General features: G+C 60.1%; 14 protein-coding genes. 1 reads left to right on the top strand and 13 read right to left on the bottom strand.

Going from position 1 to position 13,855, the window contains the following annotated elements:
- Positions 1-156: 156 nt before the first annotated feature.
- The 3 genes from DWZ01_RS09965 to DWZ01_RS09955 all read right to left on the bottom strand — a co-directional run bounded on the left by DWZ01_RS09965 (position 157) and on the right by DWZ01_RS09955 (position 3,042).
- Positions 157-1,557 (bottom strand): phosphoglucomutase/phosphomannomutase family protein, encoded by a 1,401-nt coding sequence (locus DWZ01_RS09965; protein ID WP_117848889.1) that lies wholly within the window; start codon positions 1,555-1,557, stop codon positions 157-159.
- Between the two features lie 158 nt (positions 1,558-1,715).
- Positions 1,716-2,609, bottom strand: a complete 894-nt coding sequence (locus tag DWZ01_RS09960; protein ID WP_055252635.1) for a homocysteine S-methyltransferase family protein — start codon at positions 2,607-2,609, stop codon at positions 1,716-1,718.
- Between the two features lie 10 nt (positions 2,610-2,619).
- Entirely contained in the window at positions 2,620-3,042 is a 423-nt protein-coding gene (locus tag DWZ01_RS09955; protein ID WP_035138800.1) for a metal-dependent transcriptional regulator, read from the bottom strand.
- A 120-nt stretch (positions 3,043-3,162) separates the two neighbouring features.
- Between DWZ01_RS09955 and pepT the strand changes: the two genes are divergently transcribed.
- Entirely contained in the window at positions 3,163-4,410 is a 1,248-nt protein-coding gene (gene pepT / locus DWZ01_RS09950) for a peptidase T (protein WP_117848887.1), read from the top strand.
- Positions 4,411-4,661: 251 nt separating this feature from the next.
- Here the strand turns inward: pepT and DWZ01_RS09945 are convergent, their stop codons facing one another.
- From DWZ01_RS09945 to atpB, 10 genes are all read right to left on the bottom strand, one after another.
- Positions 4,662-5,900: an LCP family protein gene (locus tag DWZ01_RS09945; RefSeq protein WP_117848886.1), complete on the bottom strand. Its 1,239-nt coding sequence runs from the start codon at positions 5,898-5,900 to the stop codon at positions 4,662-4,664.
- Positions 5,901-5,912: 12 nt separating this feature from the next.
- On the bottom strand, positions 5,913-7,196 hold the full coding sequence (gene murA, locus DWZ01_RS09940) for a UDP-N-acetylglucosamine 1-carboxyvinyltransferase (protein WP_117817046.1): 1,284 nt from the start codon (positions 7,194-7,196) through the stop codon (positions 5,913-5,915).
- 88 nt (positions 7,197-7,284) lie between these two features.
- Positions 7,285-7,677 (bottom strand): ATP synthase F1 subunit epsilon, encoded by a 393-nt coding sequence (gene atpC / locus DWZ01_RS09935; RefSeq protein ID WP_006235718.1) that lies wholly within the window; start codon positions 7,675-7,677, stop codon positions 7,285-7,287.
- A 3-nt stretch (positions 7,678-7,680) separates the two neighbouring features.
- Complete coding sequence (gene atpD, locus DWZ01_RS09930) at positions 7,681-9,135, bottom strand: F0F1 ATP synthase subunit beta (RefSeq protein WP_117848884.1); 1,455 nt, start codon at positions 9,133-9,135, stop codon at positions 7,681-7,683.
- A complete protein-coding gene (gene atpG, locus DWZ01_RS09925; protein ID WP_006235716.1) occupies positions 9,135-10,043 on the bottom strand; it encodes an ATP synthase F1 subunit gamma in 909 nt (302 codons plus the stop codon). Before atpG ends, atpD begins: the two co-directional genes overlap by 1 nt.
- A 5-nt stretch (positions 10,044-10,048) precedes the next feature.
- Positions 10,049-11,647 carry a F0F1 ATP synthase subunit alpha gene (gene atpA / locus DWZ01_RS09920; protein ID WP_035138794.1) on the bottom strand — a complete coding sequence of 533 codons (1,599 nt, stop codon included), beginning with the start codon at positions 11,645-11,647 and terminating at the stop codon, positions 10,049-10,051.
- The gene (locus DWZ01_RS09915; RefSeq protein WP_006235713.1) at positions 11,647-12,123 is read right to left on the bottom strand and encodes a FoF1 ATP synthase subunit delta; all 477 of its coding nucleotides are present in this window, start codon (positions 12,121-12,123) and stop codon (positions 11,647-11,649) included. The genes atpA and DWZ01_RS09915 overlap by 1 nt, the downstream gene beginning before the upstream one ends.
- Positions 12,113-12,715 (bottom strand): F0F1 ATP synthase subunit B, encoded by a 603-nt coding sequence (gene atpF, locus DWZ01_RS09910; RefSeq protein ID WP_006235712.1) that lies wholly within the window; start codon positions 12,713-12,715, stop codon positions 12,113-12,115. Before atpF ends, DWZ01_RS09915 begins: the two co-directional genes overlap by 11 nt.
- Positions 12,716-12,730: 15 nt before the next feature.
- Positions 12,731-12,925 (bottom strand): ATP synthase subunit C, encoded by a 195-nt coding sequence (locus tag DWZ01_RS09905; protein ID WP_022094262.1) that lies wholly within the window; start codon positions 12,923-12,925, stop codon positions 12,731-12,733.
- Between the two features lie 124 nt (positions 12,926-13,049).
- Positions 13,050-13,853, bottom strand: coding sequence for a F0F1 ATP synthase subunit A (gene atpB / locus DWZ01_RS09900; protein ID WP_022094263.1), 804 nt, complete (start codon positions 13,851-13,853; stop codon positions 13,050-13,052).
- Positions 13,854-13,855: the final 2 nt, after the last annotated feature.

Below are 13,855 nucleotides of genomic sequence, written 5' to 3'. Positions count from 1 at the left end.
GGCCGCGCGGCAAGGAGATATATTGCCAGACCGGAGGGGCGCCGGGGGCGGGAATCTGGACGCACACATTTCCTACACATATTAAAACCCTGCTTACGTTTGCCAGCCGTTCTCTACCGCTCACCGAGGGCCTCTTTATAGTGAAGCGTCATATGGCTAAAGCTGATAGGCTCCCTTAGCCAAGGCACAGCCGGCATCGAGCAACTCATCGCGCTCCTCCACCGAGAACCCCTCGGCGTATACGCGAACCACCGGTTCGGTCCCGCTGGGGCGGATCAGCAGCCAGGTGTCATCCTCGAATGCCAAACGTAAACCATCCATATGGCTTACAGCCTGCGGCGCCTTGCCGCAAATCGATTTAGGATTCATGCCAGGAAGCAGCGTTCGCAGCGATTCGGCGTCTTCGGCCTCAAGGCGCAAATCGCGACGCCCATAACTCGTCTTACCAAAACTGGCCTCGAGCTGATCGACCAAAACGCCCAAAGGCGCGCCCGTCTTTGCCATAAGCTCACACAGAATCAGACAAGCAAGGATTCCATCACGCTCAGGCATATGCGCGGCGATGCCGATACCGCCGGCCTCCTCGCCTCCCATGAGGACGCCGCCCTTCTTCATCTCTGCAGCTATATATTTGAAACCGACCGGCTTAACGGTCACACGACAGCCAAGCGCCTCGGCAATGCGACGCACGAGCGTCGAGCACGAGAGATTGACGACGACACGCCCCTCCAAATTGCGGAATTGAACGAGGTCGCCCAAAACAAGCGCCATGATTTGATGCGGATGAATATATCTACCGCGTTCGTCGACCGCACCGATACGGTCGGCATCGCCGTCGGTCACCAGGCCTGCGCACGCCCCGTCCTCGACAACCGCACGCTCGCAAGCGTCCACCCACGGCTCAACAGGGTCGGGGCAAATGTCCTCTTGATCGGACGACTGTCCGGCATGAATCTCGTGCACCTCGACGCCTAGCTCCCGCAGCAGGTCGGCAAGATATCCCTGGGCCGCGCCGCCCATGGGGTCAACTACCACACGCAGGTGAGCGGCTCGAATGGCCTCGGCATCGACAAACGATGCCACCGCCTGCATATAGTCAGGAATAATATCCGCGGTGCGATAGCGTTCCTCGATCCCCATCGGCTCGGGGGCCATAGTCTCTTCGAGCTCTTCGATGACATCCTGATTGGCCGTCGAGCCATCTCCCATGCGCAGCTTAAGGCACAGATACCCCTGCGGATGATGGGATCCCGTCACCATGAGCGCACCGCAGGCCTCGCCGTCATACGCCGACGCCCACGTAAGGGCGGGGGTCGGAACAGGCCGAGATGCGAGCACTGCGTCCAATCCGTGAGCGGCAAGCACGCCTGCCGCAAGCTCAGCAAACTCGCGCGCCTGCGGCCGGGTGTCGAACCCTATATATACTGTTTTGCCGGGATTGATCTTTTGCCACAACTCGCCGACGGCATCGGCAATGCGGGCAACGTTGTCGGCAGTGAAGTCCTCATCGACGCGAGCGCGCCAACCGTCAGTTCCAAAATGAATTATCGCGCACACGCGCAGACACCTCACAGTGTTTGGATCATGGTACGCATGAGGTATACCCGCGATACACACTCGGCAACCTGCCGGCACCAGCATTCACCATTTGGGCAAATGCTGCCGAGGACATGCAAGCAATAAAAAAACCGCCCCGTATGGAGCGGTTTTGCCCTTTATATATCGAGCGCCTCGGCCATCGCTGCCGTAGTGATTGCCGTGGTTCCACAGCAACTGCCCACCATTGCGGCACCGGCATGTCTCCATTCGATGCATGCGCGCGCGAAAGCTTCGGGGTTCTCGTGCCATACGGGGCCATCCTGAGTCTGGACCGGATCGCCCACGTTGGGACGCACCGTGACGGGAGTAGTCGCCGATGCAACCATCCTGGGCACCGCCGCGTTCGCGGCCGCAAGCGAACAGCAATTAACACCAACCGAGTTTGCGCCGTGTTTTTCGGCGTACAAAACGGCTGCCTCGATGTTGAGGCCATCGCCCAACAGGTCGCCCTTATCGTCAACGACAAAACTCACCAGAACAGGCATGCCGTCGGCGGCATCTCGGGCGCCGGCAAGCATGGGCTGCAAATTACGGATAGACGTCACCGTCTCGATCAGCAGACCGTCAACACCAGCATTGAGCAAGGCGTGCGCCTGTTCGCGCGCAATGCCTCGGATCTCACGAAACTCGGCCGAGTCCTCGGCAAACCACTCAATACCGATCGGACCCATCGAGCCCAGCAGCAGCTGAGGGTGCGCCTGGCGGGCATCGTCGACGGCCCCGCGATTGACCTCCGCCACGGACGGCGCAATCTGGTCGTGCTTGAGGGCATAGCTTGATGCCTGAAAGGTATTGGTAATGAGTACCTGCGCGCCGGCGGCGACATACAAGCGATGGATACGAGAAACGGTCTGCGGCTCTGCCAGATTCCAAAACGCCGGTGGAATATCGGCGGCGTCGTACTCACTCAACAGAACACTGCCCATGGGGCCCTGCGCCAACAAGGTCTCGCTCGACAAGCGGCGCGTAAGTTCCTCGGCACCAAAGCGATTGTAATAACTCGTATCCATATATATCCCGCTATTCCTCGACGCTGATTCCCTGCTTTTCGAGATAGGCGAGCCAGCGGTTCATCGTGTCCTCGGATAGCGCATGCTCCATCATGCAGGCCTCGGAATCGGCTCGCTCAAATTCGACACCGAGCTCCTGAACCAAAAACGTGCGGATGAGGCGATGACGGTACCAGATAGCCGTACCAACCTCGCGGCCGCGATCGGTCAGGACTACCTTGCCGTAGTGCGATTGCTCGACAAGTTCGGATGCTTTGAGCGCCGAAACCGCTTTATTGACCGATGCCTTGGAGACGCCAAGGCGCTGCGCGATGTCGACCGATCGCACGCCGTTGGTTTCCCCCTCTTCGCTTTCAATGCGAACCATGCACTCCAAGTAGTCTTCGTTCGCCACCGTCAGATGTAGTTCGCGCGAGCTATTTGTCGTATCCATGATCTTCCGTCCCTTCTGCATTCATTGGCTGATTCTACCCCATCCAAGCGTCGCGGTATGCCGTGGCATACCGTGCTAGAGTTCTTGTTGCACACGACGACCAAGATTGGAGCGGTCTTTATGGAAAACACCACCACGAACCCCGATGTCCTCGAGCGCTTTTTGCGCTACGTCCAGATCAACACGCAGTCCGAGGATGCAAACTGCGACCAGGTACCCTCGAGCGCCGTTCAGTTTGACCTTGCCAACGTGCTGGCTGAAGAGCTGCGCGAGCTTGGTGCGGAAGATGCCCACGTGACCGAGCACGCCTATGTCTGCGCGCATATCCCCGCAAGTGTGGGCGCTGAGGACAAGCCCGCCCTGGGCCTGATCGCCCATCTCGACACCACCGAAGTTGCACCGGGCGCCGGCGTGAAGCCGCACATCGTGCACTACGAAGGCGGCGACCTGGTCTGCGGCACGGTTGACGGTAAGCCCGTTGCCATGAGTACCGCCAAGCTTCCCGCCCTGAACGACCTCGCGGGTGAGGACCTGGTCTGCAGCGATGGCACCACGCTGCTGGGCGCGGACGACAAGGCAGGCGTCGCCGAGATCATGTCGCTTGTCGCGCGTATCGCTCAGGACCCTTCTCTGCCCCATCCCGCACTCGGCATTTGCTTCTGCCCTGACGAGGAGATCGGCCACGGAGCCGAGCTGTTGGATATCGATACCTTTGGCTGCAAGTATGCCTACACGGTCGACGGTGGCCCCATCGGCGAGCTGGAGTGGGAGTGCTTTAATGCCGTTGAGGCGACCGTCTGCTTTGAGGGCCAGTCCATCCACCCGGGCGACGCCAAAGGCCGTATGGTTAACGCAGGCAATCTGTTCTGCGACTTCAACGCGTTGCTCCCCTACGTGCAGCGCCCGGAGTATACGGAAGGCTACGAGGGCTTTTATCACCTTGAGGGTGTATCTGCAACCGTCGATCACGCCACAGCGCGCTATATCGTCCGCGACCATGACGCAGCCAAGTTCCAGCAGAAACTCGACCTTATTGATGCCGCCGCCTCGATGCTCAACCAGCGCTTGGGTGACAAGCGCGTGACGGTCGAGATTAAGCAGCAGTATCGAAATATGGCCGAGATTGTTCGTGACTATCCCGAGCTTATTGATGTTGCCAAGGAAGCCTACCTTGCCTGCGGCGTTGAGCCCCAAGTGCTGCCGATTCGCGGCGGCACCGACGGCGCGCAGCTGTCGTTCCGCGGTCTGCCCTGCCCCAACCTTTCCACCGGCGGCTATTGCTACCACGGCGTCAACGAATTCGTCCCGGTCAGTTCGCTCGTCAAGATGACCGACGTCCTGCAGGAGCTCGTCGCCCGTTTCGCATAAGCCTGGCTGCATAAGCCCAAAAGACGAACCGCCCCGTCCTCTACAGAGAACGGGGCGGTTTTTGATACAAGGGGAGTAGTCAACATCGCAGGTTGAGCCAACGTCAGCGAGCGACGTCCAAGGCGAACAAGTTGGCATGAAAAAGGCAGGGCATTGACCTTCTGGTCATGCCCTGCCTTTTGAATGACAAATTGTCGCCTTGGGCGGCGCGCAGCGTCGAGCCGTTACGGCGTTTGGTAAAACGCCGTAACTTAGTAGTTGGCTTCGTAGCCGTTGCCGTCGCCCGTGGGCTCTTCATAGTAATCGGAACTGTCGCTCGAATCGCTTGAGTCATCGGAATCGTCAGAGCTGACCGATGAGGTTGCGGTACCGTTTGCGTAGTCGTCAGACGTGTTGTTGTTCAGGTCACCGATCGTAGAGCTGGAGCCGTCGGAAAGACCCATGGTGTTGGGACCCTTGGGATCCTTGCCGGCATCGACGCGCTCCATCATTTCCTTGAGCTCGTCCTCGTAGACAAAGACATAGCTCACGCCGTCGATCATGGTGCTGTCGTCGGCGTACGAGGGCAGGTTGGCCGAGTAGATACCGTCGACATCCATACCGCGCATGGCATTGACCGTAGCCACGATATCCTGAACGCTCATATCGGTTACGAGCATATCGGACAGCGAATTAACCAGGCCAAAGATCTTCGTGGCATCGAAGTTATTGAGAATCTGGTTGGCAAGGGCGCCAAGCACCTGACGCTGGTGGCGCATGCGCGTGTAATCGCCGTCGGCATAGGTGTAGCGGCAGCGGGCATAGGTAAGGGCGGTGGCACCGTCCATATGCTGCTGGCCAGCGGTAATCTTAATATCCAGGTGCTCGGGGTCGTCAACATCATCGGTTGCGTTAATGTCGATACCGCCAACCGAATCAATCAGCGCCTGCATACCGTCGAAGCTGACCTCGGCATAGTGGGAAATCTGAACACCGCACAGCTCGTTGACCGCCTCGACCATGGCCTCGGCGCCGCCAACGGTATGGCAGGCGTTGATCTTCATGGTCTCGCCCTTGTACACGACCTTGGTGTCGCGCGGAACGGAAATGAGCGTCGCCTGCTTTTGCGTGGGGTCGATGCGTGCCAGGATAATCGAGTCGGCACGATACGTATCCTCGCCCGGACGGCCGTCGGTGCCAAGAAGCAGCACGTAGAACGGATCCTTTGCTTCATCGGTGTCAACCAGAACCCGACGCAGATTGTCGGTAATGACATTAGAATCGCCGAGCTTGCCCATAATGGTGGCAAACCACAGGCCGGCAGCGGTAGTGGCGCTCAGTAGCACGCCAAGCACGACAATGAGCGCGACGTGGCGAATCGTGTGGCTACGACGACGTTGGCGAGCTCGCTCGGAATAACGAGCCACGTTATCGCGACTGTAGATCTTGGCCTGCGCACCAGTTGAGGGTCTTCGGGTGGTGGTATCCGCGAGGGGCTTTTTATTAAACATAGGCAACCTGTATTAGTAGATGACGGGATCGGGGACGGTAGCATGCTCGACATGCGCGCCAAGCGCCTGCAGCTTTTCGACAAACTGCTCGTAGCCGCGCTTGATGTGATGGATAGCCGAAACCTCGGTCGTCCCGTCGGCGATCAACCCCGCTACGACGAGGGCCGCTCCGCCGCGCAGATCGGGCGAGGTAACCTGTGCACCCGAGAAGCCCTTGACGCCATGAATCATGGCATGATGGCTCTCGATACGAATGTCGGCACCCATGCGCACCAGCTCAGAGGCAAACATAAAGCGATTCTCGAAGATGTTTTCGGTAATAACGGAACTGCCGTCGGCAAGGGCGGAGAGCACCATAATCTGCGCCTGCATGTCGGTCGGGAAACCGGGGAACGGAAGCGTCTGGATGTCGACCGGCTTGATACGCTCGGCACGGTTCACATGGACGCCATCCTCGACGCGCTCGCAGTCGATACCCATGAGCTCCATCTTCTTGAGCACCATGCCCAAGTGAATGGGACAAAAGCCCGTGACATCGACACCGCGATCGTCGGCCATCAACGCACCGGCAACGATAAAGGTACCGGCCTCGATGCGGTCGCCCACCACGCGATGGGTAACGGGATGGAGCTCTTCCACGCCTTCGATAGTCACGACGGGCGTACCGGCGCCTACAATCTTGGCGCCCATCTCGTTGAGCATGTTGGCGAGATCGACAATCTCGGGCTCGCGGGCGGCATTGTCGATAACCGTGGTGCCCTGTGCGCGCACAGAGGCCATGATGAGGTTCTCGGTCGCACCGACACTGGCAAACTCGAGCGTGACGGTGGTACCGCGCAGGCCCTGAGGCGCGCTGGCGTTGATGTAGCCGTGGGCGGTATCAAACTCGACGCCCAGGGCCTCGAGACCCAGAATATGCATGTCGATCTTGCGGGCACCTAGGTTGCAGCCGCCCGGCATGGCGATCTTGGCGCGATGGAAGCGACCCAGCAGGGGCCCCATGACGGCGGTGGAAGCACGCATCTTAGCGACGAGCTCATAGGGAGCCTCCCAGGAATCGACCTGAGAGGTATCGATCTCGAGCGTGTGCTCGTCGAGAACATCGATCGTAGCGCCCATGCCCTTGAGCACCTTGCCCATCACGTGGACATCGGAAATATCGGGCACGTTCTGCAGCGTCGTCTTGCCCGGCGCCAGAAGCGTTGCCGCCATGAGTTTGAGCGCGGAGTTCTTAGCACCCGAGACGGGCACGGAGCCTCCGATGGCGTGGCCACCCTCAACGCGGATAATATCCAAGGTCTACCCTTTCAAAAAGCATGCCCGGGGTGGCCAAGCCATCCCGGGCATGATGTGTTCGCAAATGGTCGAACGCTAAATCGTTTGACTATTGGGCAAGCTTGAGCTTACACCATGCGATTTCATTATAGAGGTAGGCGCGGCGTGCATCATCCTCCGACAAATTACCCAGCTTCTCTTCAAAACCTTGAATATCAGCTTTAAGCTTGTCGGCATCGACGGTCGCCAAATCGCAAGCGCGCTCGGCGAGAACGGTCACGACATCGTCCGCAACCTGGGCATAGCCGCCGGCCACGGCAAACGTGTGGTCGACAGTGCCCATGGCCTTATCGGAAACGCGAACGTAACCGCGGTCGATCGTGCAGATCTCGCTGGAGTGAGCAGGCAGGACGCCAAACTCGCCATCCGTGGACGGAATCGACACAAACGCAGCGTCGCCCTCATAGGCGCAGCTCACGGGGCACACGATGCGGATACGCATAACCTACTTCTCCCCCATCTTGCGGGCGCGCTCGCGCACGTCCTCAATCGTGGAAGCATAGCGGAAAGCCTGCTCGGGCAGGTCATCGGCCTTGCCGTCGACAATCTCGGCGAAAGAGCGGACGGTATCCTCGACGCGGACGTAGACACCGGGGTTACCGGTGAACTTCTCGGCGACGTGGAAGGACTGCGAGAGGAACTGCTGAATCTTACGGGCACGGTTGACCGTAAGGCGCTGCTCCTCGGACAGCTCGTCCATACCCAGAATGGCGATGATGTCCTGAAGGTCGGAGTACTCCTGCAGGAGCTCCTGGACCTTGACGGCGACACGGTAGTGCTCCTCGCCGACGATCGAGGGATCGAGAGCGTCGGAGGAAGACGCAAGCGGGTCGATAGCCGGGAACAGGCCGAGCGACGAAATGCTACGCGAAAGAACCGTGGTGGCGTCGAGGTGCGTAAACGTCGTGGCAGGCGCCGGGTCGGTCAGGTCGTCTGCGGGGACGTAGACAGCCTGGACGGAGGTAATGGAGCCCGTCTTGGTCGAGGTAATGCGCTCCTGGAGGTCGCCCATCTCGGTTGCCAGCGTGGGCTGGTAACCAACGGCGGACGGCATACGGCCCAGCAGTGCGGAAACCTCGGAACCTGCCTGGGAGAAGCGGAAGATGTTGTCGATGAACAGCAGAACGTCCTGGCCGCGATCGCGGAAGTACTCAGCGGTGGTAAGGCCGGCCAGACCGATGCGCAGACGCGCTCCGGGCGGCTCGTTCATCTGACCATAGACCAAGCAGGTCTTTTCGATAACGCCAGACTCGCTCATCTCGAGGAACAGGTCGGTGCCCTCGCGGGTACGCTCGCCGACGCCGGTGAACACCGAGGTGCCGCCGTGCTCCTGGGCGAGGTTGTTGATGAGCTCCTGAATCAGAACGGTCTTGCCGACGCCGGCGCCGCCGAACAGGCCCGTCTTGCCGCCACGGATGTAGGGCTCGAGCAGGTCGACGGCCTTGATGCCGGTCTCGAAGATCTCGGTCTTGGTGGTGAGCTCGTCGAAGCGGGGCGCTGCATGGTGGATGGGGTAGAACTCCTCCACCTCGGGCATGGGCTTGCCGTCGACGGGCTTGCCCATGACGTTCCAAATGCGGCCGAGCGTCTTGGGACCAACGGGCATCTTCATGGGCTCACCGGTATCGGTGGCGATGAGGCCGCGCTGCAGGCCGTCGGTCGAGGACATGGCGACCGTGCGGACGACGCCGCCCGGAAGCTGGCTCTCGACCTCGAGGATCGTGCTCAGATGACCGATCGGGGTCTCGGCCTCGACCGTGAGCGCGTTGTAGATCGGGGGCACCGCGCCGTCAAACTTGACGTCGACGACAGGGCCGATGATTCGCACGATGCGACCATCACCGGCAGTCGTCTTCTTGGTGGCTTCCTCGACCGCAAGCTTTACGGTGTTATTAGCCATTACTGTTCCTCCAATGCTGAGGCTCCGCCGACGATCTCGTTAATCTCGGTCGTGATCGAAGCCTGGCGCACGCGACTATACGTGCGGGTAAGGGTCGAGATGATCGCGGTGGCGTTTTCCGTCGCGGAGTGCATGGCCTTGCGGCGTGCACCCTGCTCGGCAGCCGCCGAATCGATCAGGGCCTGGTAGATGACCGTCAGGATATAAGACGGCACAAGCTTGCCGAGAACATGCTCGGGAGAGGGCACGAACTCGAACGTGGACGAGATGCGCTTAGGGGCGTCGGTCTCGTTCTTACGCGGACCGTGGGCCATAGCGATCATCTCGGGATCGAGCGGCAACAGATGCTCGACGCGAAGCTCCTGATCCACGCGGTTCTTGGCGTGGTGGTAGACAAGCTCGACACGGTCAAGCTCACCGGCACGATACGCATCGCAGATATGAGAGGAGATCATGCGGGCCTGATTGAAATCGGGCTCAGAGGAGTTGCCCTCAAAGTGCATGACGACGTTTGCGCGGTCACGGAAATACGTGGCCGGCTTACGCCCGCACGCGATGATCTCGCACTCGATGCCGTCGTTCGCCCAAGAAGCGGCGAGCTTTTCGGCCGTGCGCTCCACCGTCGTATTGAAACCGCCGGCAAGGCCGCGGTCCGAGGCAATAACGACAATCAGGCCATGCTTGACGCTCTCATGCTTCTGCAGCATGGGATCGGTGCCCGAACAGGAGGCGTCGCCGGCGACCGTCAACATGACGTCGGTCAGCGCCTCCTTATAGGGCTCGGCCTGCTTGGAGCGATCGAGGGCACGACGGATCTTGGCCGTAGAGACCATCTCCATCGTGCGCGTGATCTGCTTGGTCGTGGTAACCGAAGAGATTCGCTTCTTAATGTCGCGAAGGTTGGCCATGGGGCTTAGTTCTCCTCTGATCCAGAAACATCCGAATGGTGCTTGGCCATGAACTGCTGCTTGAAGTCGCCGATGACGCGCAAGAGCTCAGCCTTGGTGTCATCATCGATCTTCTTGGCGCGAACCTTGTCGAGCAGCGAACCAAAGCCATTGTCCATGTACTCGATGAGCTCGGCACGGAAGGGCAGCACGTCGGCGATCTCCAGGTCATCCAGGAAGCCCTCGTTGCCAGCGAACAGCGTAACGATCTGCTCGCCAACCTCAAACGGCTTGTAACGCGGCTGCTTCAGGAGCTCGGTCATGCGAGCACCATGGGTCAGCTGCTTCTGAGTAGCCTCGTCGAGGTCGGAGCCGAACTGCGTAAAGCCAGCGAGCTCCTGGTACGAAGCGAGGTCCAGACGGAGGTTGCCGGCGACCTGCTTCATGGCCTTGGTCTGCGCATCGCCACCGACGCGGGACACGGAGATGCCCACGTCGACTGCCGGGCGCTGACCCTGGAAGAAGAGCTCGGACTGCAGGTAGATCTGACCATCGGTAATGGAAATGACGTTGGTCGGAATGTAGGCCGAGACGTCGCCGTCCTGGGTCTCGATGATCGGCAGTGCCGTCATGGAGCCGTAACCGTTCTTCTTGGACATCTTGACGGCACGCTCGAGCAGACGAGAGTGCAGGTAGAAGATGTCGCCAGGATAGGCCTCGCGTCCGGGCGGACGATGCAGCGTCAGCGACATCTGACGGTAGGCCACAGCCTGCTTGGACAGGTCGTCGTAGATGACGAGCACGTGGCCGCCGGGGTTGGTCTCGCTGGCGGGCTTGCCGTCCTCGCCGTTGTACATGAAGAACTCGCCGATAGCGGCACCGGCCATAGGCGCGATGTACTGCATAGGGGCGGAATCGGCAGCGGTGGCCGAAACGATGATGGTGTAGTCGAGCGCACCGTGCTGAGCGAGGGTCTCGCGGATGTTGGCAACCGTGGAGGCCTTCTGGCCGATGGCGACATAGATGCAGACCATGCCCTTGCCGCGCTGGTTGAGAATAGCGTCGATGGCGATGGCGGTCTTACCGGTCTTACGGTCGCCGATGATGAGCTCACGCTGACCGCGGCCAATAGGCACCATGGAGTCGATAGCGAGCAGACCGGTCTGAACCGGCTCGCACACCGGGGTACGGTCGATGACGCCGGGGGCCTTGAACTCGATGGGGCGACGGTGCGTGGCGACGATGTCGCCCAGGCCGTCGATGGGCTGGCCGAGCGGATTGACGACGCGGCCGAGCATGGCACGGCTCACGGGGATATCCATAATGCGGCCAGTGGTGCGGCACTCGTCGCCTTCCTTGATGGAGTCGACGGCACCGAACAGAACGGCGCCGACCTCGTCACGGTCAAGGTTCTGGGCAAGGCCGAAGACGGTCTCACCGGTATCGGAGCTCTTGAACTCCAGAAGCTCGCCTGCCATGGCGCTCTTGAGGCCGGAGACGCGCGCGATGCCGTCGCCTACCTCGTCGACCGTTGAAACCTCATGCGTATCGACCGTCGCGGAGAGGCTCGTGAGCTGCTCCTGCAGTTTCTTGGCGATATCCTGGGCATTGAGGGTTTCGGACATTAGGCTTCACCTCCGTACGAATTAGCAGAGTTTGCGAGGGTCTCCTGCGCGATGCGCAGCTGCGTCTTGACGGAAATATCACGACGCTCGCCGCGGGCCTCGAGCACCAGGCCGCCCACGATAGACGGATCGACCTGCTCGATAAGGAATACCTTGCGGCCGAAGTCCTGCTCGCATTTCTTAGTGATGGTTTGACGCAGCTCGTCGTCGAGCGGGATCGCCGTGGTGACGGTCACGCCCACTACATCCTCGTCTTCCTCGGCAACATACTTAAAGGCAGCTGCCACCTTGGGAAGAAGGTCGAGCTGGTCGCGCTTGGACATGGTGTCGAGCACGGCGATGATCTCGGGGCTGGCAGAAGCCAAGCGCTCGATCATCTCGAGGTCCTCGAACACATGGTTCTCGGCCTTAGCGGCTTCCAGAAGGGAGCGCGCGTAGGTCTCGAGCACCTTGTCCTGATAGCGGCTAGTCGGCATTCAGGCTACCTGCTTCCTGGATGTAGCGCTCGATGAGCTTCTTCTGCTCGGCATCGTCCTCGAGTGCCTCGCCCACGATCTTGGTGGCGACGGCAACGGACAGGTCGGCGATGGAGCTCGCGGCACCGGCGTAAATGGACTTGCGCTCGTCCTCGACGGTCGTATGGGCCTTGGCGATGATCTCCTCGGCCTCCTTGTGAGCAGCCTCGATGATACGGGCGCGCTCGGACTCGGCGTCCTTACGGGCCTCGAGAACGATGTCGGCAGCCTGACGACGGGCGTCGGTGACGATCGAGTCGGACTCAGCGCGCTTGGCGATAGCCTCCTGCTTGGTCTTCTCGGCCTCGTCGAGGCTCTCCTCGATCTTCTTGCCGCGCTCCTCCATGGTTTTCATGATGCCCGGCAGGGCGACCTTGGCCAGCACGATCCAGATAATCAGGAAGGCGATAAGCGCCGGGATGAACTCCGCCATCTTAGGGATGAGGATGTCCGCACCGGCAGCGCCGTCCTCGGCGAACGCGGAAACCGGCATGAGCAGCGCGGCCGCGGACGCGGAGAGTGCGATCGCGCTCTTCTGGGATGAAAGATTCATACTTGACGCTCCGTGCTATTTAACGATCAGCGCGACAACGAAGCCGATCAGAGCCAGAGCCTCGCCGAAGGCGGAGCCCATAATGAAGACGGTGAACACGCGGCCCTGGACCTCAGGCTGACGGGCCATAGCACCCGTAGCACCCAGAGCAGACAGGCCGATAGCAAGACCAGCGCCGATAACACCGAGACCGTAACCGATAACTCCCACGATTCCTCCTTTGTCGTGCGTGTCTTATTTCACGCAGGATAACCTTTTTATAACTGCCGGGCTCCATGGGTACGGGCACCGGCGGTTTAACGAATTACCTTACCTTTAAGGCGCGAACGGAAGACTACTCCTCCTCCGCGACCTCCTCTGCCTCGGAGACATACACGGCGGTAAGGACCGTGAAGACGTAAGCCTGGATGGCGCCGACCACAAGCTCGATCGCATAGATCAGGATGAGGATGGCAAGCCAGGCCAGCGAAGGCAGGGCGCCAACGGCGTGGGCCGCGGAAACCTGCTGAAGCAGCGGCTGCATGAACATGCTCGCCATGATGGCGAACGAGCCCATGACCACGTGTCCTGCGAACATGTTGCAGAACAGACGGACGGCGAGCGTGATGAGGCGCAGGAAGGTCGAGAAAAGCTCGACGACCCACACGAGCACGTTCATCGGGAAGCTCACGCCCTGCGGGGCGAGGCTCTTGATGTAGCCGATCACGCCGTGAGCCTTGCATCCGTAGTAGATGAAGTACACGAAGGCGAAAATGGCGAGTGCGGCGGTGGAGCCGATTGCGCCGGTGCCGGGCTTCATTCCCGGAATCAGGCCGATCATGTTATTGATCAGGATGAACAGGAAAAGCGAGCACAGGAACGGGAAGTGCTTCTTCCAGTTCTCACCCACGACACCCTTGCCGATATCGTTCTCGACGTACTCGATGATGTACTCGAAACCGTTGACGAAGAAGCCCTTGGGAACCAGGGTCTGCTTCTTCTTGAACACGGCCAGGACGATCAGGAGCACGATCGTGGAGACGATCAGCCAAAACGAGTACTGCGTGATGCCGCAGCTCAGATCGCCCACGACGGGGGTGGAGCTGAACTCGCTGACCAGATGATTAATCTCATCAGGCAGCTTTTCAAAAATTTCCACGA

Source organism: Collinsella sp. AF28-5AC (genome assembly GCF_003457875.1).
GTDB lineage: Bacteria > Actinomycetota > Coriobacteriia > Coriobacteriales > Coriobacteriaceae > Collinsella.
This window is presented reverse-complemented; position numbering and strand designations above follow the sequence as displayed.

Coding starts and splice junctions, on each gene's coding strand:
- atpC (WP_006235718.1), bottom strand. CDS start 7,677: ATGCGTATCCGCATCGTGTGCCCCGTGAGCTGCGCCTATGAGGGCGAC.
- atpD (WP_117848884.1), bottom strand. CDS start 9,135: ATGGCTAATAACACCGTAAAGCTTGCGGTCGAGGAAGCCACCAAGAAG.
- pepT (WP_117848887.1), top strand. CDS start 3,163: ATGGAAAACACCACCACGAACCCCGATGTCCTCGAGCGCTTTTTGCGC.
- atpF (WP_006235712.1), bottom strand. CDS start 12,715: ATGAATCTTTCATCCCAGAAGAGCGCGATCGCACTCTCCGCGTCCGCG.
- DWZ01_RS09955 (WP_035138800.1), bottom strand. CDS start 3,042: ATGGATACGACAAATAGCTCGCGCGAACTACATCTGACGGTGGCGAAC.
- atpA (WP_035138794.1), bottom strand. CDS start 11,647: ATGTCCGAAACCCTCAATGCCCAGGATATCGCCAAGAAACTGCAGGAG.
- DWZ01_RS09915 (WP_006235713.1), bottom strand. CDS start 12,123: ATGCCGACTAGCCGCTATCAGGACAAGGTGCTCGAGACCTACGCGCGC.
- DWZ01_RS09945 (WP_117848886.1), bottom strand. CDS start 5,900: ATGTTTAATAAAAAGCCCCTCGCGGATACCACCACCCGAAGACCCTCA.
- DWZ01_RS09960 (WP_055252635.1), bottom strand. CDS start 2,609: ATGGATACGAGTTATTACAATCGCTTTGGTGCCGAGGAACTTACGCGC.
- atpG (WP_006235716.1), bottom strand. CDS start 10,043: ATGGCCAACCTTCGCGACATTAAGAAGCGAATCTCTTCGGTTACCACG.